This window comes from Microbacterium sp. EB106-03-03-XG65 (genome assembly GCF_058791955.1).
Map to the genome: position 1 here is coordinate 1,732,620 of NZ_JBYTEB010000001.1, position 17,257 is coordinate 1,749,876.

General features: G+C 69.3%; 8 protein-coding genes. 6 read left to right on the forward strand and 2 right to left on the reverse strand.

The genetic code is table 11. The features are described 5' to 3' along the window. Nucleotides 1–111 precede the first annotated feature (111 nt). Nucleotides 112–3,345 carry an ATP-dependent helicase gene (locus AC3WS6_RS08140; protein WP_492500537.1) on the forward strand — a complete coding sequence of 1,078 codons (3,234 nt, stop codon included), beginning with the start codon at nucleotides 112–114 and terminating at the stop codon, nucleotides 3,343–3,345. Beyond that, on the forward strand, nucleotides 3,342–6,842 hold the full coding sequence (locus AC3WS6_RS08145; RefSeq protein ID WP_492500538.1) for an ATP-dependent helicase: 3,501 nt from the start codon (nucleotides 3,342–3,344) through the stop codon (nucleotides 6,840–6,842). Before AC3WS6_RS08140 ends, AC3WS6_RS08145 begins: the two co-directional genes overlap by 4 nt. On the opposite strand, the gene AC3WS6_RS08150 is transcribed toward AC3WS6_RS08145, so the two are convergent. Continuing rightward, on the reverse strand, nucleotides 6,788–8,101 hold the full coding sequence (locus AC3WS6_RS08150) for a protein kinase family protein (protein ID WP_492500539.1): 1,314 nt from the start codon (nucleotides 8,099–8,101) through the stop codon (nucleotides 6,788–6,790). The two genes, AC3WS6_RS08145 and AC3WS6_RS08150, sit on opposite strands and share 55 nt — an antisense overlap. A gap of 64 nt (nucleotides 8,102–8,165) precedes the next feature. Between AC3WS6_RS08150 and nudC the strand changes: the two genes are divergently transcribed. Then, a complete protein-coding gene (gene nudC / locus AC3WS6_RS08155) occupies nucleotides 8,166–9,062 on the forward strand; it encodes an NAD(+) diphosphatase (protein WP_492500540.1) in 897 nt (298 codons plus the stop codon). Further along, nucleotides 9,059–10,780 carry an ATP-dependent helicase gene (locus AC3WS6_RS08160; protein ID WP_492500541.1) on the forward strand — a complete coding sequence of 574 codons (1,722 nt, stop codon included), beginning with the start codon at nucleotides 9,059–9,061 and terminating at the stop codon, nucleotides 10,778–10,780. Before nudC ends, AC3WS6_RS08160 begins: the two co-directional genes overlap by 4 nt. 787 nt (nucleotides 10,781–11,567) lie before the next feature. On the opposite strand, the gene AC3WS6_RS08165 is transcribed toward AC3WS6_RS08160, so the two are convergent. Further along, complete coding sequence (locus AC3WS6_RS08165) at nucleotides 11,568–12,980, reverse strand: zinc-dependent metalloprotease (RefSeq protein WP_492500542.1); 1,413 nt, start codon at nucleotides 12,978–12,980, stop codon at nucleotides 11,568–11,570. Between the two features lie 117 nt (nucleotides 12,981–13,097). Between AC3WS6_RS08165 and AC3WS6_RS08170 the strand changes: the two genes are divergently transcribed. After that, the gene (locus tag AC3WS6_RS08170) at nucleotides 13,098–14,192 is read left to right on the forward strand and encodes a YlbL family protein (protein WP_492500543.1); all 1,095 of its coding nucleotides are present in this window, start codon (nucleotides 13,098–13,100) and stop codon (nucleotides 14,190–14,192) included. 46 nt (nucleotides 14,193–14,238) lie between these two features. Continuing rightward, nucleotides 14,239–17,136, forward strand: coding sequence for a UPF0182 family membrane protein (locus AC3WS6_RS08175; RefSeq protein WP_492500544.1), 2,898 nt, complete (start codon nucleotides 14,239–14,241; stop codon nucleotides 17,134–17,136). The last annotated feature ends 121 nt before the right edge of the window (nucleotides 17,137–17,257 follow it).

Genomic DNA, 17,257 nt, shown 5'->3' on the forward strand with positions numbered 1-17,257 from the left:
ACCGGGCAGCGAGGTGCACGGATCCCTCGACGGGTCGGTTTCGCCCTGAGCGCACAGCGCGGAGTGACGGTGCGAGAGGCGATGTCCGTGTGCCGCAGTAGCGTGGATGACATGACAGAGGACGCCGCGCAGACCGCCGTGATCGGCGCCCCCGCAACGGCATCCGGCATCATCATCGGGGCGCCCGGCACGGGCAAGACCCGCACCCTCACCGAGCGCGTCGTCCATCTGCTCGACACGGTCGGCATGCGTCCGGAGCAGGTGCTCGTGCTCACTCCCAGCCGGCAGGCGGCGACGGCGCTGCGCGACCGTATCGGAGTGAGGATCGGTCAGGCGACGCCCGGTCCGCTGGCCCGTTCCCTCGGCTCCTTCGCCTTCCAGGTGGTGCGCGGAGCGATGGTGCGTGCCGGGGCGGAGCCGCCCGCTCTGCTGACCGGTGCCGACCAGGACAGACTGATCGCCGAGCTTCTCGCGGGCGACGCCGAAGACGGACGCATCGAATGGCCCGAGGCGCTGAGCCCGGCGGTCCGGGCATCGAAGGGCTTTCGGTCCGAGCTCCGGGCGTTCCTCGCCGAGTGCGTGGAACTGGGTGCTCTGCCGCAGGAGCTTCGCACTGCGGGCGATGCGACCTGGTCATCTGTCGCAGAGTTCCTGGTCGAGTACCGCGCCGTCCTCGACCACGCGCGCGCATCGCACCGCGACGCGGCCGACCTCCTCGCCGAGGCGCGCACGATCCTGCGGACGGCCGAGCCCGCCGCCCTGGGGCCCCTTGCAGGCCTCCGGGTCGTGCTGATCGACGATGCGCAGGAACTCACCCGCGGCGGCATCGCCGTGGTCGAGGCGCTGCGTGCGCGGGGGACGGCCGTGCTCGCCTTCGGCGACCCCGACATCTCGTCCGGCGCGTTCCGCGGGGCGAGTCCCGAACTCTTCGCGCGACTCGCGACGTCACTCGGCGAGGTGCATGTGCTCGACCGTCCCCATCGCCAGGCTCGTGCTCTCACGTCACTGACCCGCACCGTCACACAGGCGATCGGGGCATCGGGACGCGTCGACCATCGTCGTGCCCCCGAGCCTCGCGACGATCAGGAGCGCGGCGTCACGACCGGCGTCAGCACCTTCATCGCGCCGTCTCCGCACGAGGAGCTCGACCGCATCGCCGGCGTCATGCGGGGCTGGCACCTCAGTGATGACGTCCCCTGGGACCGCATGGCGGTGATCGCGCACGACACGCGTCAGGTCACGCAGCTCGAGGCGGAACTCGCGGCGCGCGAGATTCCGACCAGGGCCGCAGGCGTGCAGCGGCCGCTCGGGACCGAGACCGTCGTGCGCGACATCGTCGGCATCGTACGCCTGGCCCTCACCGCGCCCGAGGAACGCACACCTCAGGAGTGGGAGGAGGCGCTCCGCACTCCGTTCGGCGGAATGGACGCGATCGGCCTCCGGCGCCTTCGCGCTCGGCTGCGTCATATCGAGCTCGACCTGGGAGGGGCGACGCCGGCGCGCGAGCTGCTCCGTCAGGCGCTGATGTCGCCGGACCACCTCACGCTCATCGACGCGCACGAGTCGCGCCTGGCCGCGCGTTTCGCCGCGACGGTCACCGACGTCGCGACCGCTGCGGCCGCCGGAGAGACGATCCACGATCTGCTCTGGAGGGTGTGGGATCAGTCGAGGGCGGTCGACGGGCGCAAGCTCCAGATCGCATGGCGGGAGATGTCGCTGCAGGCCAGCGGCGCAGAGACCGCGCGAGCTCTCGACGCCCTGGTCTCGTTGTTCGGCGCAGCGAAGCGATTCGTCGAGCGGACGCCGAACGAGAAGCCCGACGTCTTCGTGCGCGACATCCTCGACAGCGAGGTGCCCGAGGACTCCCTGTCGAGCCCGGACCGGCCGGGGCGGGTGACTCTGCTCACTCCGGCGACGGCCCTCGGCACCGAGTTCGACGCCGTCGTGGTGGCCGGGGTGCAAGACGGCGTCTGGCCGAACGTGCGACTGCGTGGCGGGATGCTGCACACGTGGCGACTCGCTGATGCCCTGCACGCCGTCCGCACCGGGACCGCAGAAGACCCGCCCGAGACCCTCGACAGACGCCGCGCGGCGCTGCACGACGAGCTGCGTCTCTTCGTGCGGGCGATCTCCCGTGCGCGTCGGAGGCTCCTGATCACCGCTGTCGACGACGATGACATGACGCCCAGCGCGTTCTTCGGCTTCCTGCCCCCGCCGGATCCGCCCGAGCTGCATGCATCGGCGGAGCATCCGCTCACTCTTCGAGGCCTCGTCGCTCGTCACCGCCGTGTGCTGACGACTTCGACCTCGGCCGCCGCGCGCGACCACGCGTCCGCTCAGCTGGCGGTGCTCGCGAAAGAGGGCGTGCCCGGTGCGGACCCTGCCGAGTGGTACGGGATCGCACCGCCCACGACCGACGCTCCGCTGCACGATCTCGCCGTCGAGGCTGCGAGGGTGTCGCCGTCGCGCATGGAGTCCTTCGAGGAATGCGAGCTGAACTGGGCCGTGTCCGCTCTGGGAGGCGACACCGTGATGCCTCCGTCCGCGGGCATCGGCACCATCATCCACGAGGCGATGGAGCAAGTGCCCGACGGAGAACTCGATCGCCTTCGCGAGGTGCTCGCCGAGCACTGGCCCGAGCTCGATTTCGAGACGGCGTGGATCGGCAGGAAGGAGCGCCGGCGGGCCGACCTCTACATCGATCGACTGCACAGCTATCTGTCGGACGTGGCGGAGGAGGGCGGTCGCGTGATCGCCGGCGAGGTCGAGTTCCGATTCGCCGTCGAGGTCCCCGAGCAGAGCGGCGTCGACCCGGCTGTCCGCGCGGCGAGCGCCGAGACGGAGCCCCATCCCCATCATGCGATCGTGCACGGCTTCATCGACCGGGTCGAGGCGTATGCGGCCGGTGGCGGGGAGCATGCGAAGGCGCGAGGCCAGAGGTGGACGCGCATGGCCGGGGAGCAGGATGGAGAGCGCGTCGTGGTCGTCGATCTGAAGACCGGGAAGTACGAGCCGGAGAGCGAACAGAAGGTGGCGGATCACGCGCAGCTCGCCGCCTACCAGGTGGCCGTGCAGGAAGGGCTCATCGCGGGTGCTGATCCCGCGGCCCTTGCCGGAGCACGGCTCGTGCTGGTCGCCAAGACGCTCGCCGGCAGCGATTTCCGTGTCGCGCACCAGCACACGCTCGCGGGCGAGGATCGCGTGCGCTTCCTCGGACGGATCGCCGATGCCGCGCGGGGCATGTCGGCGTCGAGCTTCACCGCCCACGTCGAGTCGCACTGCGCCGACACGCAGTGGCGCGTGCATCCGTGCCGCATCCACACCGTCGCCGCGGTGAGCGCATGACGGCGTGGACAGGAGCGGGATACGGCGTCTCCGCTCTGGACGTCGCCGCAGCGCTCGGCCTTCCGGCGCCCACACCGGCGCAGCAGCGAGTGATCGAGTCGCCGCCCGCTCCCGCGCTCGTGGTCGCGGGTGCGGGAAGCGGCAAGACCGAGACCATGGCCGGACGCGTGGTCTGGCTCGTCGCGAACGGGCATGTGCGTCGCGATCAGATCCTCGGGCTGACGTTCACGCGCAAGGCCGCGGGCGAGCTCGCGGAGCGCATCGGCGCCCGACTCGCGCTGATCGACGAATACGGAAGACGCGGCCTGCTGCCGCACCTGCACGAGATCGTGGCGAGCGGTGCGCTCGATCGCGTGTCGAAGGCCGCGTCCGCTCGCCAGCGCGAGGTCGTCCGTTCACAGGTGCTCGACGAGCTCGCGACGCGATTCGGAACCGGGGCGGACCCGACCCCGCGGTCGGCCGAAGATCTGTTGATCCGGCCGAAGGTGTCGACGTACAACGCGTTCGCCGACGGCATCGTCGGTGAGCACGCCGCGCGCATCGGCCGCGACTCGGATGTCGCGATGCTCAGTCAGGCGGCGTCCTGGATGCTGGTGCGCGACGTCGTGCTCCGAGCCGACCTCCCGGAACTCGAGGAGATCGAGCGCTCGGTGCCCGGGGTGGTCGACGCGGTCCAGCGACTGGCAGGCGATTCGCTCGACCACAGGGTGGATCTCGACCGCGCCGATCGGATAGCGCTGCGCCAGGCCGAGGCGTTCGCTCCGTATGTCAGCAACGCCGAGATCGCGACCGCGGCGGCGAATCTTCGCGCACTCCCCGCACTGTCCGTCCTGGTGCGCGACTACATCGCCGAGAAGCAGCGTCGGGGGGTGCTGGACTTCGCCGATCAGGTGAGCGGCGCGTACGACATCGTCGAGACCTCGCTCGATGTGCGCGACGATCTCCGACAGCAGCACCGGGTCGTGCTGCTCGACGAGTACCAGGACACCTCGGTCATCCAGACCCGGTTCCTCGCACGTCTCTTCCGCGACTGCGCCGTCATGGCGGTCGGGGATCCCCACCAATCGATCTACGGGTGGCGAGGCGCGAGCGCAGACAACCTGCATGCCTTCGCACGCACGTTCGCCGAGAACGAGACGGTCGGGAACTACAGCCTGATGACGAGCTGGCGCAACGACCGCACCATCCTCGGCGTCGCGAATCGCATCCTCGGTCCTCTGCGCCGACCGGGGTTGGATGTCCCGCCGCTCGAGGCTCGTCCCGGGGCCGGAGCCGGTGCGGTCGAGGTGAGCTTCCCGCTCACTGTCGACGATGAGGCCCGCGAGGTCGCCGAGTGGTTCGCTGCCCGCCGTGCGGCGCATGACGAGCCCGCGAAGCCGCACACCGGGGCGATCCTGTTCCGGTCGAAGCGCCACATGCAGACGTTCGCGGCTGCCCTGGCCGCGCAGGGGATCCCGCATCGGATCCTGGGCCTCGGCGGTCTTCTGGCGACCCCCGAGGTCGTCGATGTCGTCTCGACGCTGCGGGTGCTGCACGATCCCACGGCCGGTTCCGCACTCATCAGGCTCCTGGTGGGTCCTCGATTCTCGGTGGGAGTGGCGGACATGGCCGCACTGCAGGCGCTCGCGGCCGAGCTCTCGCGGCGCGACAGTGGGTTGCTGCCGCTCGACGACGAGCTCCGCAAGCGCATCCGTGCATCGCGGGGGGCCGATGAGGCGCTGTCGATCATCGATGCCGTCGACGTGCTCCGCGGCCTGAGCGACGACTATCGCCTTCTCGCGGGCATCACCCCGGAAGGCCGGTCTCGCATCCGTGCGGCGGGCGAGATGCTCGAGCGTCTGCGTCGAGCGTCTTCGCTGCCGCTTCCCGATCTGCTGAGGCTCATCGAGCTCGAGCTGCGTCTGGACATCGAACTCGCCGCGAATGAGACCAGAGGGCCGGCGCGCATCGCTGCCACGCAGCTGCGCGCGTTCACCGACGAAGTCCGGTCGTTCCTCGCCGCCGATGAGCGGGGCACCATCTCGAGCCTCCTCGCCTGGCTCGAGAAGGCGGAGAGCACCGACGAGTTGGTGCCTCGACCCGAGCCGCCGGAGCCGGGGGTGGTGCAGCTTCTGACCATTCACGGCTCCAAGGGCTTGGAATGGGATGCGGTCGCCGTCGTCCGCATGGTCGAGGGGGAACTCCCGTCGCGGCCGACCGACACGTCAGGGTGGTTCGGCTTCGGGGTGCTGCCGTTCGCTCTGCGCGGCGACAGCGCCGCGCTCCCGACGTTCAGCTGGATCCCGCCCTCCGATGAGGAACTGGATCCGGCGAAGCGGCTGAAGGCGGGCATCGCCTCACTCACCAGCAGGAGCAAGACGGCACCGGGCGCGATCACCGTCTTCAAGGATGCATACCGGGAGTACCAGCAGCAGGAGGAGAGAAGGCTCGCTTATGTCGCCGTCACCCGCGCGCGCAGCAATCTGCTCCTGACCGGCGCGCACTGGGCGGGACAGAAGCAGCCGAAGGCGCCGAGTCCTTATCTGCTCGAATCGATCGACGCGATCGGTGCTCGTGCGATCGACGAGGTCGACCCTGAGAGCAATCCCTACGACGGACCGGGCGCGACGCTCGCGTGGCCGATCGATCCCCTCGGCGCTCGCCGGGGCGTCGTCGAGGCGGCGGCCGCCGCTGTGCGAGCTGCGGCCGAGAGCGATCCTCAGGCGTCTCCCGAACTGACGCGCCTGCTCGCCGAACGGGCAGCACGACTGCGAGGAACCGATGCGCCGCCGCCGACGCGTGTGCCCGCGTCGCGCTTCAAGGACTACGTCACGGACTTCGGCGGGACGCTGTCGTCCATCGTGCGCCCCATGCCGGAGCGGCCCTACCGGCAGACGCGTCTGGGCACCCTGTTCCACAGCTGGGTGGAGCAGCGCAGCGAGATGGTGGGAGTCGGGGTCCGAGTCGACGAGGCGCTCTGGGAGGTCGACGAAGAAGACCCCGCGTACGAGGCGACGATCGGCGGAGCAGAGGTGTCCGCTGCGGACGCCGCCGATCTGTCGACTCTGCAGTCCATCTTCGAGGCCAGCGAGTGGGGGCCCCTCAAACCCATAGCGGTCGAGATCGAGATCGATTTCGCGCTCGGTGGGGGAGTCGTGTCCGACGCCGAGGAAGACAGCGACGGAGACGCCGACGGCCACGGAAACGCCGACCGCCAAGACGCGCACATCGTGATCTGCAAGCTGGATGCCGTCTACCGCCGTGATGATCGCGGGGGTCGCATCGAGATCGTCGATTGGAAGACGGGAAAGGCGCCGCGCACGGCCCAGGAGCGCGAGGAGCGGATGCTGCAGCTCGCGCTCTACCGCCTCGCGTACCACCGGCGCTTCGGTGTCCCGCTGGAGGAGATCGACGTGGCGCTCTACTACGTCGCCGACGATCTGGTCATCCGCGGAGACAGGGTCTACTCCGAGCTCGAGCTCTTCCAGCGCTGGAGCGCTGCCCGGGCTGCGCGCTGAGCTTCGTCCTCCGGCGCACCCGACTCCGAACGGTCGTCGGGGGTCGCGCCGCGGTCCTGGCGGGGCGTGTCATCGTGATCGAGGTCGGCAAGGGAGTCGCGCACGCCAGAAAGGTCCTCGGTCTCCAGAGCGCCGGCCTGAGCGCGCCGCGCCGCCTCGGCAGCGGCTGTGTGGTCATCTGTCAGATCATCGTCGGAGCCCGGCCAGAGCTGCTCGGGATTGTAGGCGTCGGTCTGCATCGAGGTGTCGACGGCGGCGGCGGCGCTCACCGGCACGCGGTCCAGAGCGTCCAGCGCCGAATCCACGCCGTCGCGACGCGAGGCGATGACAGAGAGGTCGTCCGAGTGGAGTCCGTCGGCGAGGGACTCGAGCAGCGCGGCGGCATCGTCGACGATGTCAGTGCGATGCAGCGAGTCCCCGTGCACGAGCCAGCGCGCGAAATCGAGCTCGGCGAGCAGACGCGCCCTGATCTCGAGCGCCGGGTCCGACACTCGATCGATCGAACGCGCGTACGCGGCGTGCACATCGCGTGCGGCCTCGGGGGCGGTGGAGAGCCACGAGAGATCCACGGCGGGGTCGCCGACAGAGAGCGAGTGCCATCCCAGGACGCCGGTCACCGCCGGACCCCGATCAGGGTCATCCGTGAACACGAACGAGGCGGCCTGTGCTCCGCCGAGGACGACGGTGGACTCGAATCGCCAGAGCTCGTCGTCGTCGACGGCTTCACGCCAGCGCACGGTGAGTCGTGCAGGCACACGCCCGGTCGCCGCCGCGGTGTCGATCAGCCGGCTCAGCTCGTCGCGACTCTCCTGCGCCGAGCGAGCCAGGAGCCCCGCACCCCTGACCACCGAGGTCGGCAGTGCGTGCACCGCGGCGATGGCGTGTCCCATCGATTCCGCGGCTCCGCGCCCCGCGGGTACGAGGGCCGCATCGATCTGGAACCCGGGGACGAGCTCGGTCACGAGGGCCGGTGCGTCGTCGAGGCGGGTCTGCCCGATGTATTCAGGGACGCGGAACGGGAGCATCGCCCGCGCGCCGGCGGTCAGTGCGCGCAGTGCGATGGCTTCGGCAGCCAGCTCCCGCGCGGCCTCATCGTCGTCGGCGACCCGGATCGCGAGCTCGCGACCATCGGCGAGGGTGGCGACAGCGGAGTCGAAGCGACCGTCCGTGTCGGACGACAGGGCGCGGGCGCCCGTGACCTCCGCTCCGGGAAGTGCGGCGGTCACTGCCGCGGCTAGAGTGAAAGGAGAGCGTCCCATCCCCCCAGGGTAGGTCGGCTCGGGGGCGGTCCTGCTTCCGCCACGCCCGTGAGAGAGGGAGTCGATGACCACAATGCGCCCGTCCCTCGACCGCGCTGCCGATCTGAGGACAGAAGCGGGGGTCATCGATCGCCTCCGTGCAGAGTCCGCGACGCGCGTGATCGCCGTCCGCCAGGGCAGGGTGCGCATCGTCGCGGGGGAGAGCGACGGCGTCTCGCTGCTCACGGTGGAGCCCTCCGACGTCGTGGATGCCACCTGGGCGCTGCTCGGGAGAGACGCCGACGGCGCCGCGATCCTGCTCGCGGCGCTCGCCCCCGAGGTCGACGCGCTCGACACCGCACCCGACGAGACCTGGCTGGGTCTTCGGGATCTCGGCGGGCGACTCGCCGATCACGAGACGGAGCTGCTCATCGAGGCGCTCGCACTCGCAGGCTGGCTGCGGGACGCGCCGTTCTGCCCGTCGTGCGGCGGGGGGACGGAGATCCGCCAGGCCGGGTGGTCGCGGCGCTGCCTGGTCTGCGGCAAGGAGCATTTCCCGCGCACCGACCCCGCGGTCATCGTCGCGGTCGAGAGCCCTGACGGGGAACGTCTGCTGCTCGGCGCGAACGCCAACTGGGGCGGCCGGATGTACTCGTGCTTCGCGGGCTTCACCGAGGCGGGCGAATCGCTCGAATCGACGGTTCACCGCGAGCTCGAAGAAGAAGCCGGCGTGCGTCTCGCGTCGCTCCGCTACGTCTCTTCGCAGCCGTGGCCGTTCCCGCGGTCGCTCATGCTGGGATTCCGCGCCGTGGCCGTCGATGAGGACGAGGTCCGGCCAGACGGCGAGGAGATCATCGACGTCCGGTGGTTCACGCGAGCCGAGATCTCCACGGCGCTCGATGGAGAGGGGCCCGTCGGACTCCCGGGACCGGCGTCGATCGCGCGGGCCCTGATCGTGGCGTGGCTCGAGGACGACGAGTGAGTGCCCTCGAGGCCCTCGACGAACGACAGCGCGAGGCGGCATCGGTGCTGCGCGGACCCGTGGCCGTGCTGGCGGGCGCAGGAACCGGCAAGACCCGGGTGATCACGCATCGCATCGCGCACGGCGTCGATACGGGGGCCTATTCGCCCTCCCGGGTGATGGCTGTGACCTTCACGGCCAAGGCCGCGGGCGAGCTCCGCGGGCGACTCCGGGCGCTCGGGGTCGAAGGTGTCGCCGCCCGCACATTCCATGCGGCCGCTCTTGCGCAGCTCAACTTCTTCTGGCCGACCCTGGCGGGTTCGCCGGCTCCGTCGATCATCGACAACAAGGTCCGGATGCTGGGACAGGCCGCCGACGCGATGCGGATGCGACCGACCACCGCGACGCTCCGCGACATCGCCTCGGAGATCGAGTGGCGCAAGGTCTCCATGCTCTCGATCGAACAGCACGCTGCGCTGGGCCGCTCTGTGACGGGTATCGATCACGATCAGCTCGTCGAACTGCAGCAGCGATACGAGGCACTCAAGGACGAGCGTCATCAGCTCGACTTCGAAGATGTGCTGCTCGCGTGCGCGGGCATGCTCGAAGCCGAACCGCGTGTCGCAGCGTCCGTGCACGAGCAGTACCGCCACTTCACGGTCGACGAGTTCCAAGACGTGTCGCCGCTGCAGAACCGTCTCCTGGAGCTGTGGCTCGGCGACCGCCGAGACATCTGCGTGGTCGGTGATGCGAGCCAGACCATCTACTCCTTCGCCGGTGCGGAGCAGCGGTTCCTCCTCGAGTTCGAGCGGCGCCACCCCGATGCGACCGTCGTACGGCTCGAGACCAACTACCGTTCGCAGGCGCCGATCCTCGAGGCCGCCAACGCGCTCATGCACGACCGGCCGGGAGCCCTTGAGCTGGTGCCCGCGCGCGAGACCTTCAACGCAGAGGCGCCGACCGTGACGGCGTACGACACCGAGCACGATGAGGCGGCCGGCATCGCGGCATCCGTGTCCGCTCGCATCGAGGCGGGGGCGTCGCCCGCCGACATCGCCGTGCTGTACCGCGCCCACGCCCAGTCCGCGGTGCTGCAGCAGGCGCTCGCGGCCGAGGGGATTGCGACGTCGGTGCTGGGCGGCACGCGCTTCTTCGCGATGCCCGAGGTCCGGCAGGCGATCCTCGCACTGCGGGCGGCCGCGGTCGCGCCGACCGAACATGGATTCCTTCCCGGCGTGCAGCGGGTGCTCCGCGAACTCGGCCTGACCGACGACCCACCCGAGGCCGGTGGCGCGCAGCGCGACGGTTGGGAGGCACGACGAGCGATCCTGCGTCTTGCCGAGGAGGCGGGTCCCGACGAGACGCTGCGCACGTTCAGCGATGCGCTGATGGCCCGGGCCAAAGATCAGCACGAACCCACGATGCGCACGGTCACCCTGTCGACCCTGCACGCGGCGAAGGGTCTCGAATGGCCGCACGTGCACCTTGCCGGGTGGGCAGAGGGCTCCTTGCCGATCTCGTACGCGACGGGTTTCGAGGCGATCGACGAGGAGCGGCGCCTCGCCTACGTCGGCGTCACGCGCGCTGCGCGTACGCTCGCCGTGTCCTGGGCTCGTTCGGCCGGGCGAGGAGAGCGGGCTCCGTCGCGGTTCCTGACAGAGATAGGGACGACAGGTCGCGGCACCGGCATTCTTCGTGAAATGTCACCGAACGCCACACGCGGTGGCCGTCGGCGCTGACCTCCACGTACGCACCTGCGTCGGAATCCGAGAGCAGGAGTCGCGCGACGAGGCGAGCAGCATCCGCGATGCGGGCGAGACTCATCGGCCCGGCAGCTCTGCCGATGAGTTGAGCATGCATGCGCGGCCAGTCGGAGTCTCTGTCGCGCTCATGTCCGTCGCGGCAGGTGAGGCACGGCGATTCGCCGGGGACGATGAGCGGGCCGACCGTCGTGCGCCCCCGCTCCAGCGCGACGGGAAGGTGCGGAGTATCGTCGCGCAGGTAGCGCGCGAAGTGCAGTGCGGCCGCTGCTCCTTCGAGCAGAACCACTCCGATGTCCTCGGCGTTGGTCCGCAGCCCGAGCGTGACGCCCTCGTCGGTCAGTGCGTCGCGCAGCCGGAACTCGCATCTCGCATCGAGGACATCGATGCTCTCGACCCATGCGGCGCGCGGCGGGGGAGCGTCGTCGACGAGCAGCGGCTCCAGGCGGGCGAGGAGCATACGCGCCTCGGCGCGCGGCGCTCCCACAGAGTGGGCCACGACGTCGAACGCAGCGCGGCGGAACCCCGCCGCCATCTTCCCGACCAGCAGCTCGACCCACGGCTCTGCCGCGGGAATGCGCAACGTCCCCTCGATGCCGATCTGCAACGTCTCACCGTCGCGCCACAGCAGCGGCACGTCGGGGTCGAGGCGGGTGAGGATCCTGGGAGTCAGCGGAGACATTCCCCGATTCTGCGGATGCCGTCACCCGCATGGGGCGGATCTCCGGCATCCGTGGAGAACTCCCCGACGCCCCACCCGTGAGGGTCACACCGGTCGGTCTCCTCCGGGGCCGTCCTCGCCCTGCTCGCCGTCCTCGTCGCTCGGTTCCTCGTCGGCCGAGTCCCGTCCGGCGAAGTCGTCTCCGTCCAGCAGGCGTGCGAGGGCTTCGTCGAACTCGTCGGCGACCGGCTGTTCGCCGCGGGCCGTCGCCTGCAGTCGAGCGACGAGCGCCGTCGGGTCATCGATGTCTTCGGCCGTCGGCATCAGATCGGGGTAGTCCCACAGCGCGTCGCGTCCTGCGGTGCCGACGGCGTCGGTGACCGCCTGCCACATCGCGGACGCCTCTCGCAGCCGCCGCGGGCGGAGTTTGAGACCCACGAGCGCACCGAGCGCGTCTTCGGCGGGTCCGCCCACCGCGCGTCGGCGACGCGCAGCCTCGGCGATGCGTGCTCCGTCGGGGAGACGCGAGGTCGCCTGTGCGGTCACCACGTCCACCCAGCCGTCGATCGTGGCGACCAGATTCTCGAGTCGTGCCAGCGCTTCGCTCTGGGCCTCGCTTTGAGTGGGCAGCAGCGCGCCGCCCTCGATCGCCGCGCGGAGTTCCTCGGGGTTCGACGGATCGAGGCGACTCGCGACGTCTTCGAGCGCATCCACATCGACGGTCACGCCGCGGGCGAAGTCGGTGATCTGTGCCATCACGTGCAGGTGCAGCCACTTGGCGTGCCGATACAGTCGCGCATATGCCAACTCGCGTGTCGCGAGGTAGAGCGTGATCTGGTCTTCGGGGATCTCGAGCCCCTCGCCGAATGCGGTGAGGTTCTGGGGGATCACTGCCGCCGTCCCCGCCGGGAGCACCGGGATGCCGACGTCGCCGCCGGAGACGACCTCGAGCGACAGGTTTCCGAGCACCTGGCCGAACTGCGCCGCGAACACCGACCCGCCGAGTCCGCGCATGAGTTTCCCCGCGCCCTGCACGAGACCGCGCATGTCCTCGGGGACCTGGGTGTCGAGCGCACTCGTCAATGCGTCGGCGATGCTCGTGGACACCGGTTCCGCGATCTCCTTCCACACGGGCAGGGTGGCTTCGACCCACTCACCGCGCGTCATGGCCCGCGGTGCCTCGGAGAGTTCTGAGATCGTGGTGGACTCGCCGAGCCAGAGGTTCGCGAGAGCGAAGGAGTCGGCCAGAGAGGTCCGGGAGCCGTCGGTGATGCCGAGGCCGTCCCGATTCGCGATGTGCAGCGCCTGCCGGAGCGAGCTCTCCCAGGGGTCGCCTCCGAACGCTCCCTGCAACTGAGCCATGATCGTCTGCATCATCGCCGGGTCGAGCTGAAGCCCGTCCATTCCGGAGAGCGCGTTGCGCAGCGCCTCGGGGTCGATGTCGCCGGCGCCCTGGCCTGACATCATTCGTCGGAGGAACTCCTCGAAGTCCTCGGGGGTCGGATCGTTGTCTGCCATCGCTGTCGCCTCTCAGCACGTCTGAAGCCGTGGCCTCTACGCTAGTCACAGGAGCGGCCGCGAGACCCCGAACGCGGACAGATAGCTGTACGCCGCCCGCGAACGACGGAGGAACCTGTGGATCGAACCCGGCCCGCGAGGCTCGGACTGGGAGTCTGGGCGCTCGTCGTCGCGCTGGTCGCGCTGGTCGTGCTGACCTTCCTCCCGACGCCCTATGTGATCCAGCGGCCGGGTCCCGTCTACGACACGCTCGGAACCGCGGCGGACGCCGATGGAGAGCAGGTGCCTCTCATCAGCATCGAAGGAGCGGAGACGTTCGAGACGGCAGGCACGCTCGACCTCACCACGGTGCAGGTGGTCGGCAACCGCGAGCGCACTCCCAGCTGGTTCGAGCTCGCACTCGCCTGGACCGACAGCTCGAAAGCGGTGGTTCCTCTCGACTCCGTCTTCCCCGAGGGAGTGACCACCGAGCAGCGCGACGAGCGCAATGCCACGCTCATGGTCGACTCGCAGCACGAGGCGACGGCGGCGGCCTTGAACGCGCTGGGCTATGACACGGGTGCGCAGGTCGCGGTGGTCGATGTGCTCGACGATTCCCCCGCGAAGGGGGCTCTCGAGCCCGACGACGTCGTGACCGCCATCGACGGGACCCCCGTGGCCTCGGCCAAACAGCTGCGGCAGGCGATCCAGGATGCCGGGGGAGACCCGGTGAGGCTCACGGTGCTGCGCGGCGGCGCCGAGCAGACCGTCGAGATCACGCCCGAGAAGCAGGTCGAGGGTGATGTGACGACCTGGCTGATCGGCATCACCCTGCGCACCGACTACGACTTCGAGATCGATGTCTCCCTGCAGCTCGACAATGTCGGCGGTCCGAGTGCAGGGATGATGTTCGCCCTCGGCATCGTCGACACCCTCACCCCGGGCGAGCTCAACGGCGGCGAGAACATCGCCGGCACCGGCACGATCGAAGCCGATGGCACCGTCGGGCCGATCGGGGGCATCCGTCAGAAGCTCTACGGCGCGCGCGACGCCGGCGCCTCGTTCTTCCTCGCGCCGGAGTCGAACTGCGACGAGGTGGTCGGGCATGTTCCCGACGGGCTCACCGTGATCAGCACGGCGACGCTCGATGATTCCCTCGATGCGCTCGGCGTGATCGCCGACGGCGGCGAGCTCGCCTCGCTGCCGAGCTGCGACGTCGTGACCTCGCCGTGACCGGGATGACAGCCGCAGCACAGTAAGGCATGCCTAGGATGGAACGGTGACCTCGACTTCTGCACCGAACCCGGCCACTCCCCGAACCTCGCGAAGAATCTTCGGCATCTCGTTGGCGATCATCGCCGCGCTGATCGCCGTCTTCTTCGTCTTCGCGTCGTTCTACACCGAATTCCTCTGGTTCGACCAGGTGGGCTTCGCGGGAGTTCTCACCACCCAGTGGTTCGCCACGGCGGTGATGTTCGTCGTCGGTTTCCTGGGCATGGCCGTGCCGCTGTTCGTCGCAATCCAGCTGGCGTATCGACTCCGCCCCGTCTACGTGCGGCTCAGCTCGCAGCTCGATCGCTACCAGGAGGTCATCGAGCCGCTCCGTCGCCTGGCGATGTGGGGCATGCCGATCTTCTTCGGTCTCTTCGCCGGATTCTCGGCCGCGAGCCAGTGGAAGACGGTCTGGCTGTGGGCGAACGGCGTCGCCACCGACACGGTCGACCCTCAGTTCGGCCTGGACACCGGGTTCTACATGTTCGCGGTGCCGTTCTACTCGATCCTGCTGGCGTTCATCTCGGCCGTGCTGCTGCTCACGTTGATCGTGACCGCCCTCGTGTCATACCTCTACGGCTCGGTCCGCATCGGGCAGGGCGAGCTTCGCATCTCGAAGCCTGCGCGCATCCAGCTCGCCGTCGTCGCGGGTCTCTACCTGCTGGTGCAGGCGGCGAGCCTGTGGCTCGACCGCTACAAGACGCTCTTCGCTCAGGATGATCGCATCGTCGGCCCCGCCTACACGGGCGTCAACGCGACGATCCCGGGCCTCGCGATCCTCGCGATCATCGCTGCGCTCGTGGCGATCCTCTTCTTCGTCACGGCGGTCATCGGCCGCTGGCGCTTCCCGCTCGCCGCGACCGCGCTGCTGATCGTCGCGTCGCTGGTCGTGGGAGTCGGCTTCCCGTGGGCTGTCACCACGTTCCAGGTGCGCCCGAACCAGAACGCCTACCAGGCCGAGTTCTATCAGAAGAACATCGACGGCACGAAGGAGGCGTACGGGGTCGCCGACCTCGAGACCACGCCGTTCGAGGCCGAGACCGACGCCGAGGCGGGACAGCTGCGCGAAGACGCCGAGACCACCGCGTCGATCCGCATCGTCGACCCCGCTGTGATCAGCCCTGCTGTGCGTCAGCTCGAGCAGTACCGCGGCTACTACCAGTTCCAGGAGAACCTCGACGTCGACCGCTACGAGATCGAGGGCGAGATGCAGGACACCGTCGTCTCCGTGCGCGACCTCGACATGGAGGGTGTCGACGTCACCAACTGGAACAACCGCGCGGCCGTCTACACGCACGGCTATGGACTCGTCGTCGCTGCGGGCAACCAGCGCACGCCCGACGGCGAGCCGGTGTTCCTCGAGCGCGGCATCCCTTCCGCCGGCTTCCTCACCGAGCAGGAGGAGTTCGAGCCGCGGGTCTACTTCGGTGAGAACTCTCCCGAGTACTCGATCGTGGGCTCTCCTGAAGGCACGGATCCCGTCGAGATCGACTACCCGCGCGGCAAGGACGGCTCGACCGAGACCAAGACCACGTTCGAAGGCGACGGCGGGCCGGCGATCGACAACACGTTCACCAAGCTCCTGTACGCGCTGAAGTTCCAGTCCGAGCAGATCCTCTTCTCGAACCTCGTCAACGACGAATCGCAGATCCTCTACGACCGGGACCCCAAGACGCGCGTGCAGAAGGTCGCGCCGTACCTCGAGCTCGACAGCGACCCGTACCCCAGCGTGGTCGACGGTCGAGTGGTGTGGATCATCGACGGCTACACGACGAGCTCGACGTACCCGTACTCGACGAGTGTGAGCCTGTCTGAGGCGATCGCCGACTCGAACGTGCCGTCGCCGACGCTCGCGATCGACGAGATCAACTACATCCGCAACTCGGTGAAGGCCACGGTCGACGCCTACGACGGATCGGTCACGCTCTACGCGTGGGACGACGAGGATCCGGTCCTGAAGAGCTGGCAGAACATCTACCCGTCGACGCTCAAGCCGGTCAGCGACATGTCGTCGGATCTGATGAGCCACGTGCGGTACCCGACCGATCTCTTCAAGGTGCAGCGCGATGTCCTCGGCATCTATCACATCGACACCGCCGGCTCCTTCGCTCAGCAGGACAACCGCTGGCAGACGCCGAACGATCCGCGCAGCGACGCCGTGCTGCAGCCGCCGTATTACCTGACGATGCAGATGCCGGGCCAGGATTCTCCGCGGTTCTCGATGTTCTCGACGTTCATCCCGTCGGCAACAGGGAGCGGTGGTAACCGAGACGTGCTGATGGGTTACCTCGCGGTCGATTCGGATGCAGGGTCGGAGGCCGGCGTCAAGGCCGAGGGCTACGGACAGCTCCGGATGCTCGAGATCGACACCGACACGACGGTTCCGGGCCCCGGTCAGGTGCAGAACACCTACAACTCGGACACGGCTGTGGTGCCACAGCTGAACCTGCTGCAGCAGGGTGAGTCCGAGGTGCTCTACGGAAACCTGCTGACCCTGCCCGTCGGAGGCGGTCTGCTCTACGTGCAGCCGGTCTACGTGCAGTCGTCGGAAGGCACGAAGCTGCCGCGACTCCAGAAGGTGCTGGTGGCCTTCGGCGACAAGGTGGCATTCGAGGACACTCTGACCGCCGCGCTCGACACGCTCTTCGGCGGAGACTCCGGAGCGACGGGCGGCGACGATCAGGTCGAGCCGACCCAGCCTGATCCGGACACCGGCGAGGTCCCGGCCGAGCCGACCGTGCCGACCGACGCCGAGGCAGAGGCGCTCGCTGCGGCGCAGCAGGCGCTGACCGACCGTGAGGCCGCTCTCAAGGAGGGCGACCTGACGAAGTTCGCCGAGGCCGACAAGCGGCTCACCGATGCCGTGAACACGCTGCTCGGACTCGAAGCGGGCACGGGGGAGTAACCCTCTCTGCCCAGCCGACGACGAATGCCGCCCCTGCAGAGGGGCGGCATTCGTCATTCATGTCGGTGTGCTCGGGCACGTCCCGAGGTCGAGCGTCAGCTTCGGGGGCAGGACGGTGCCG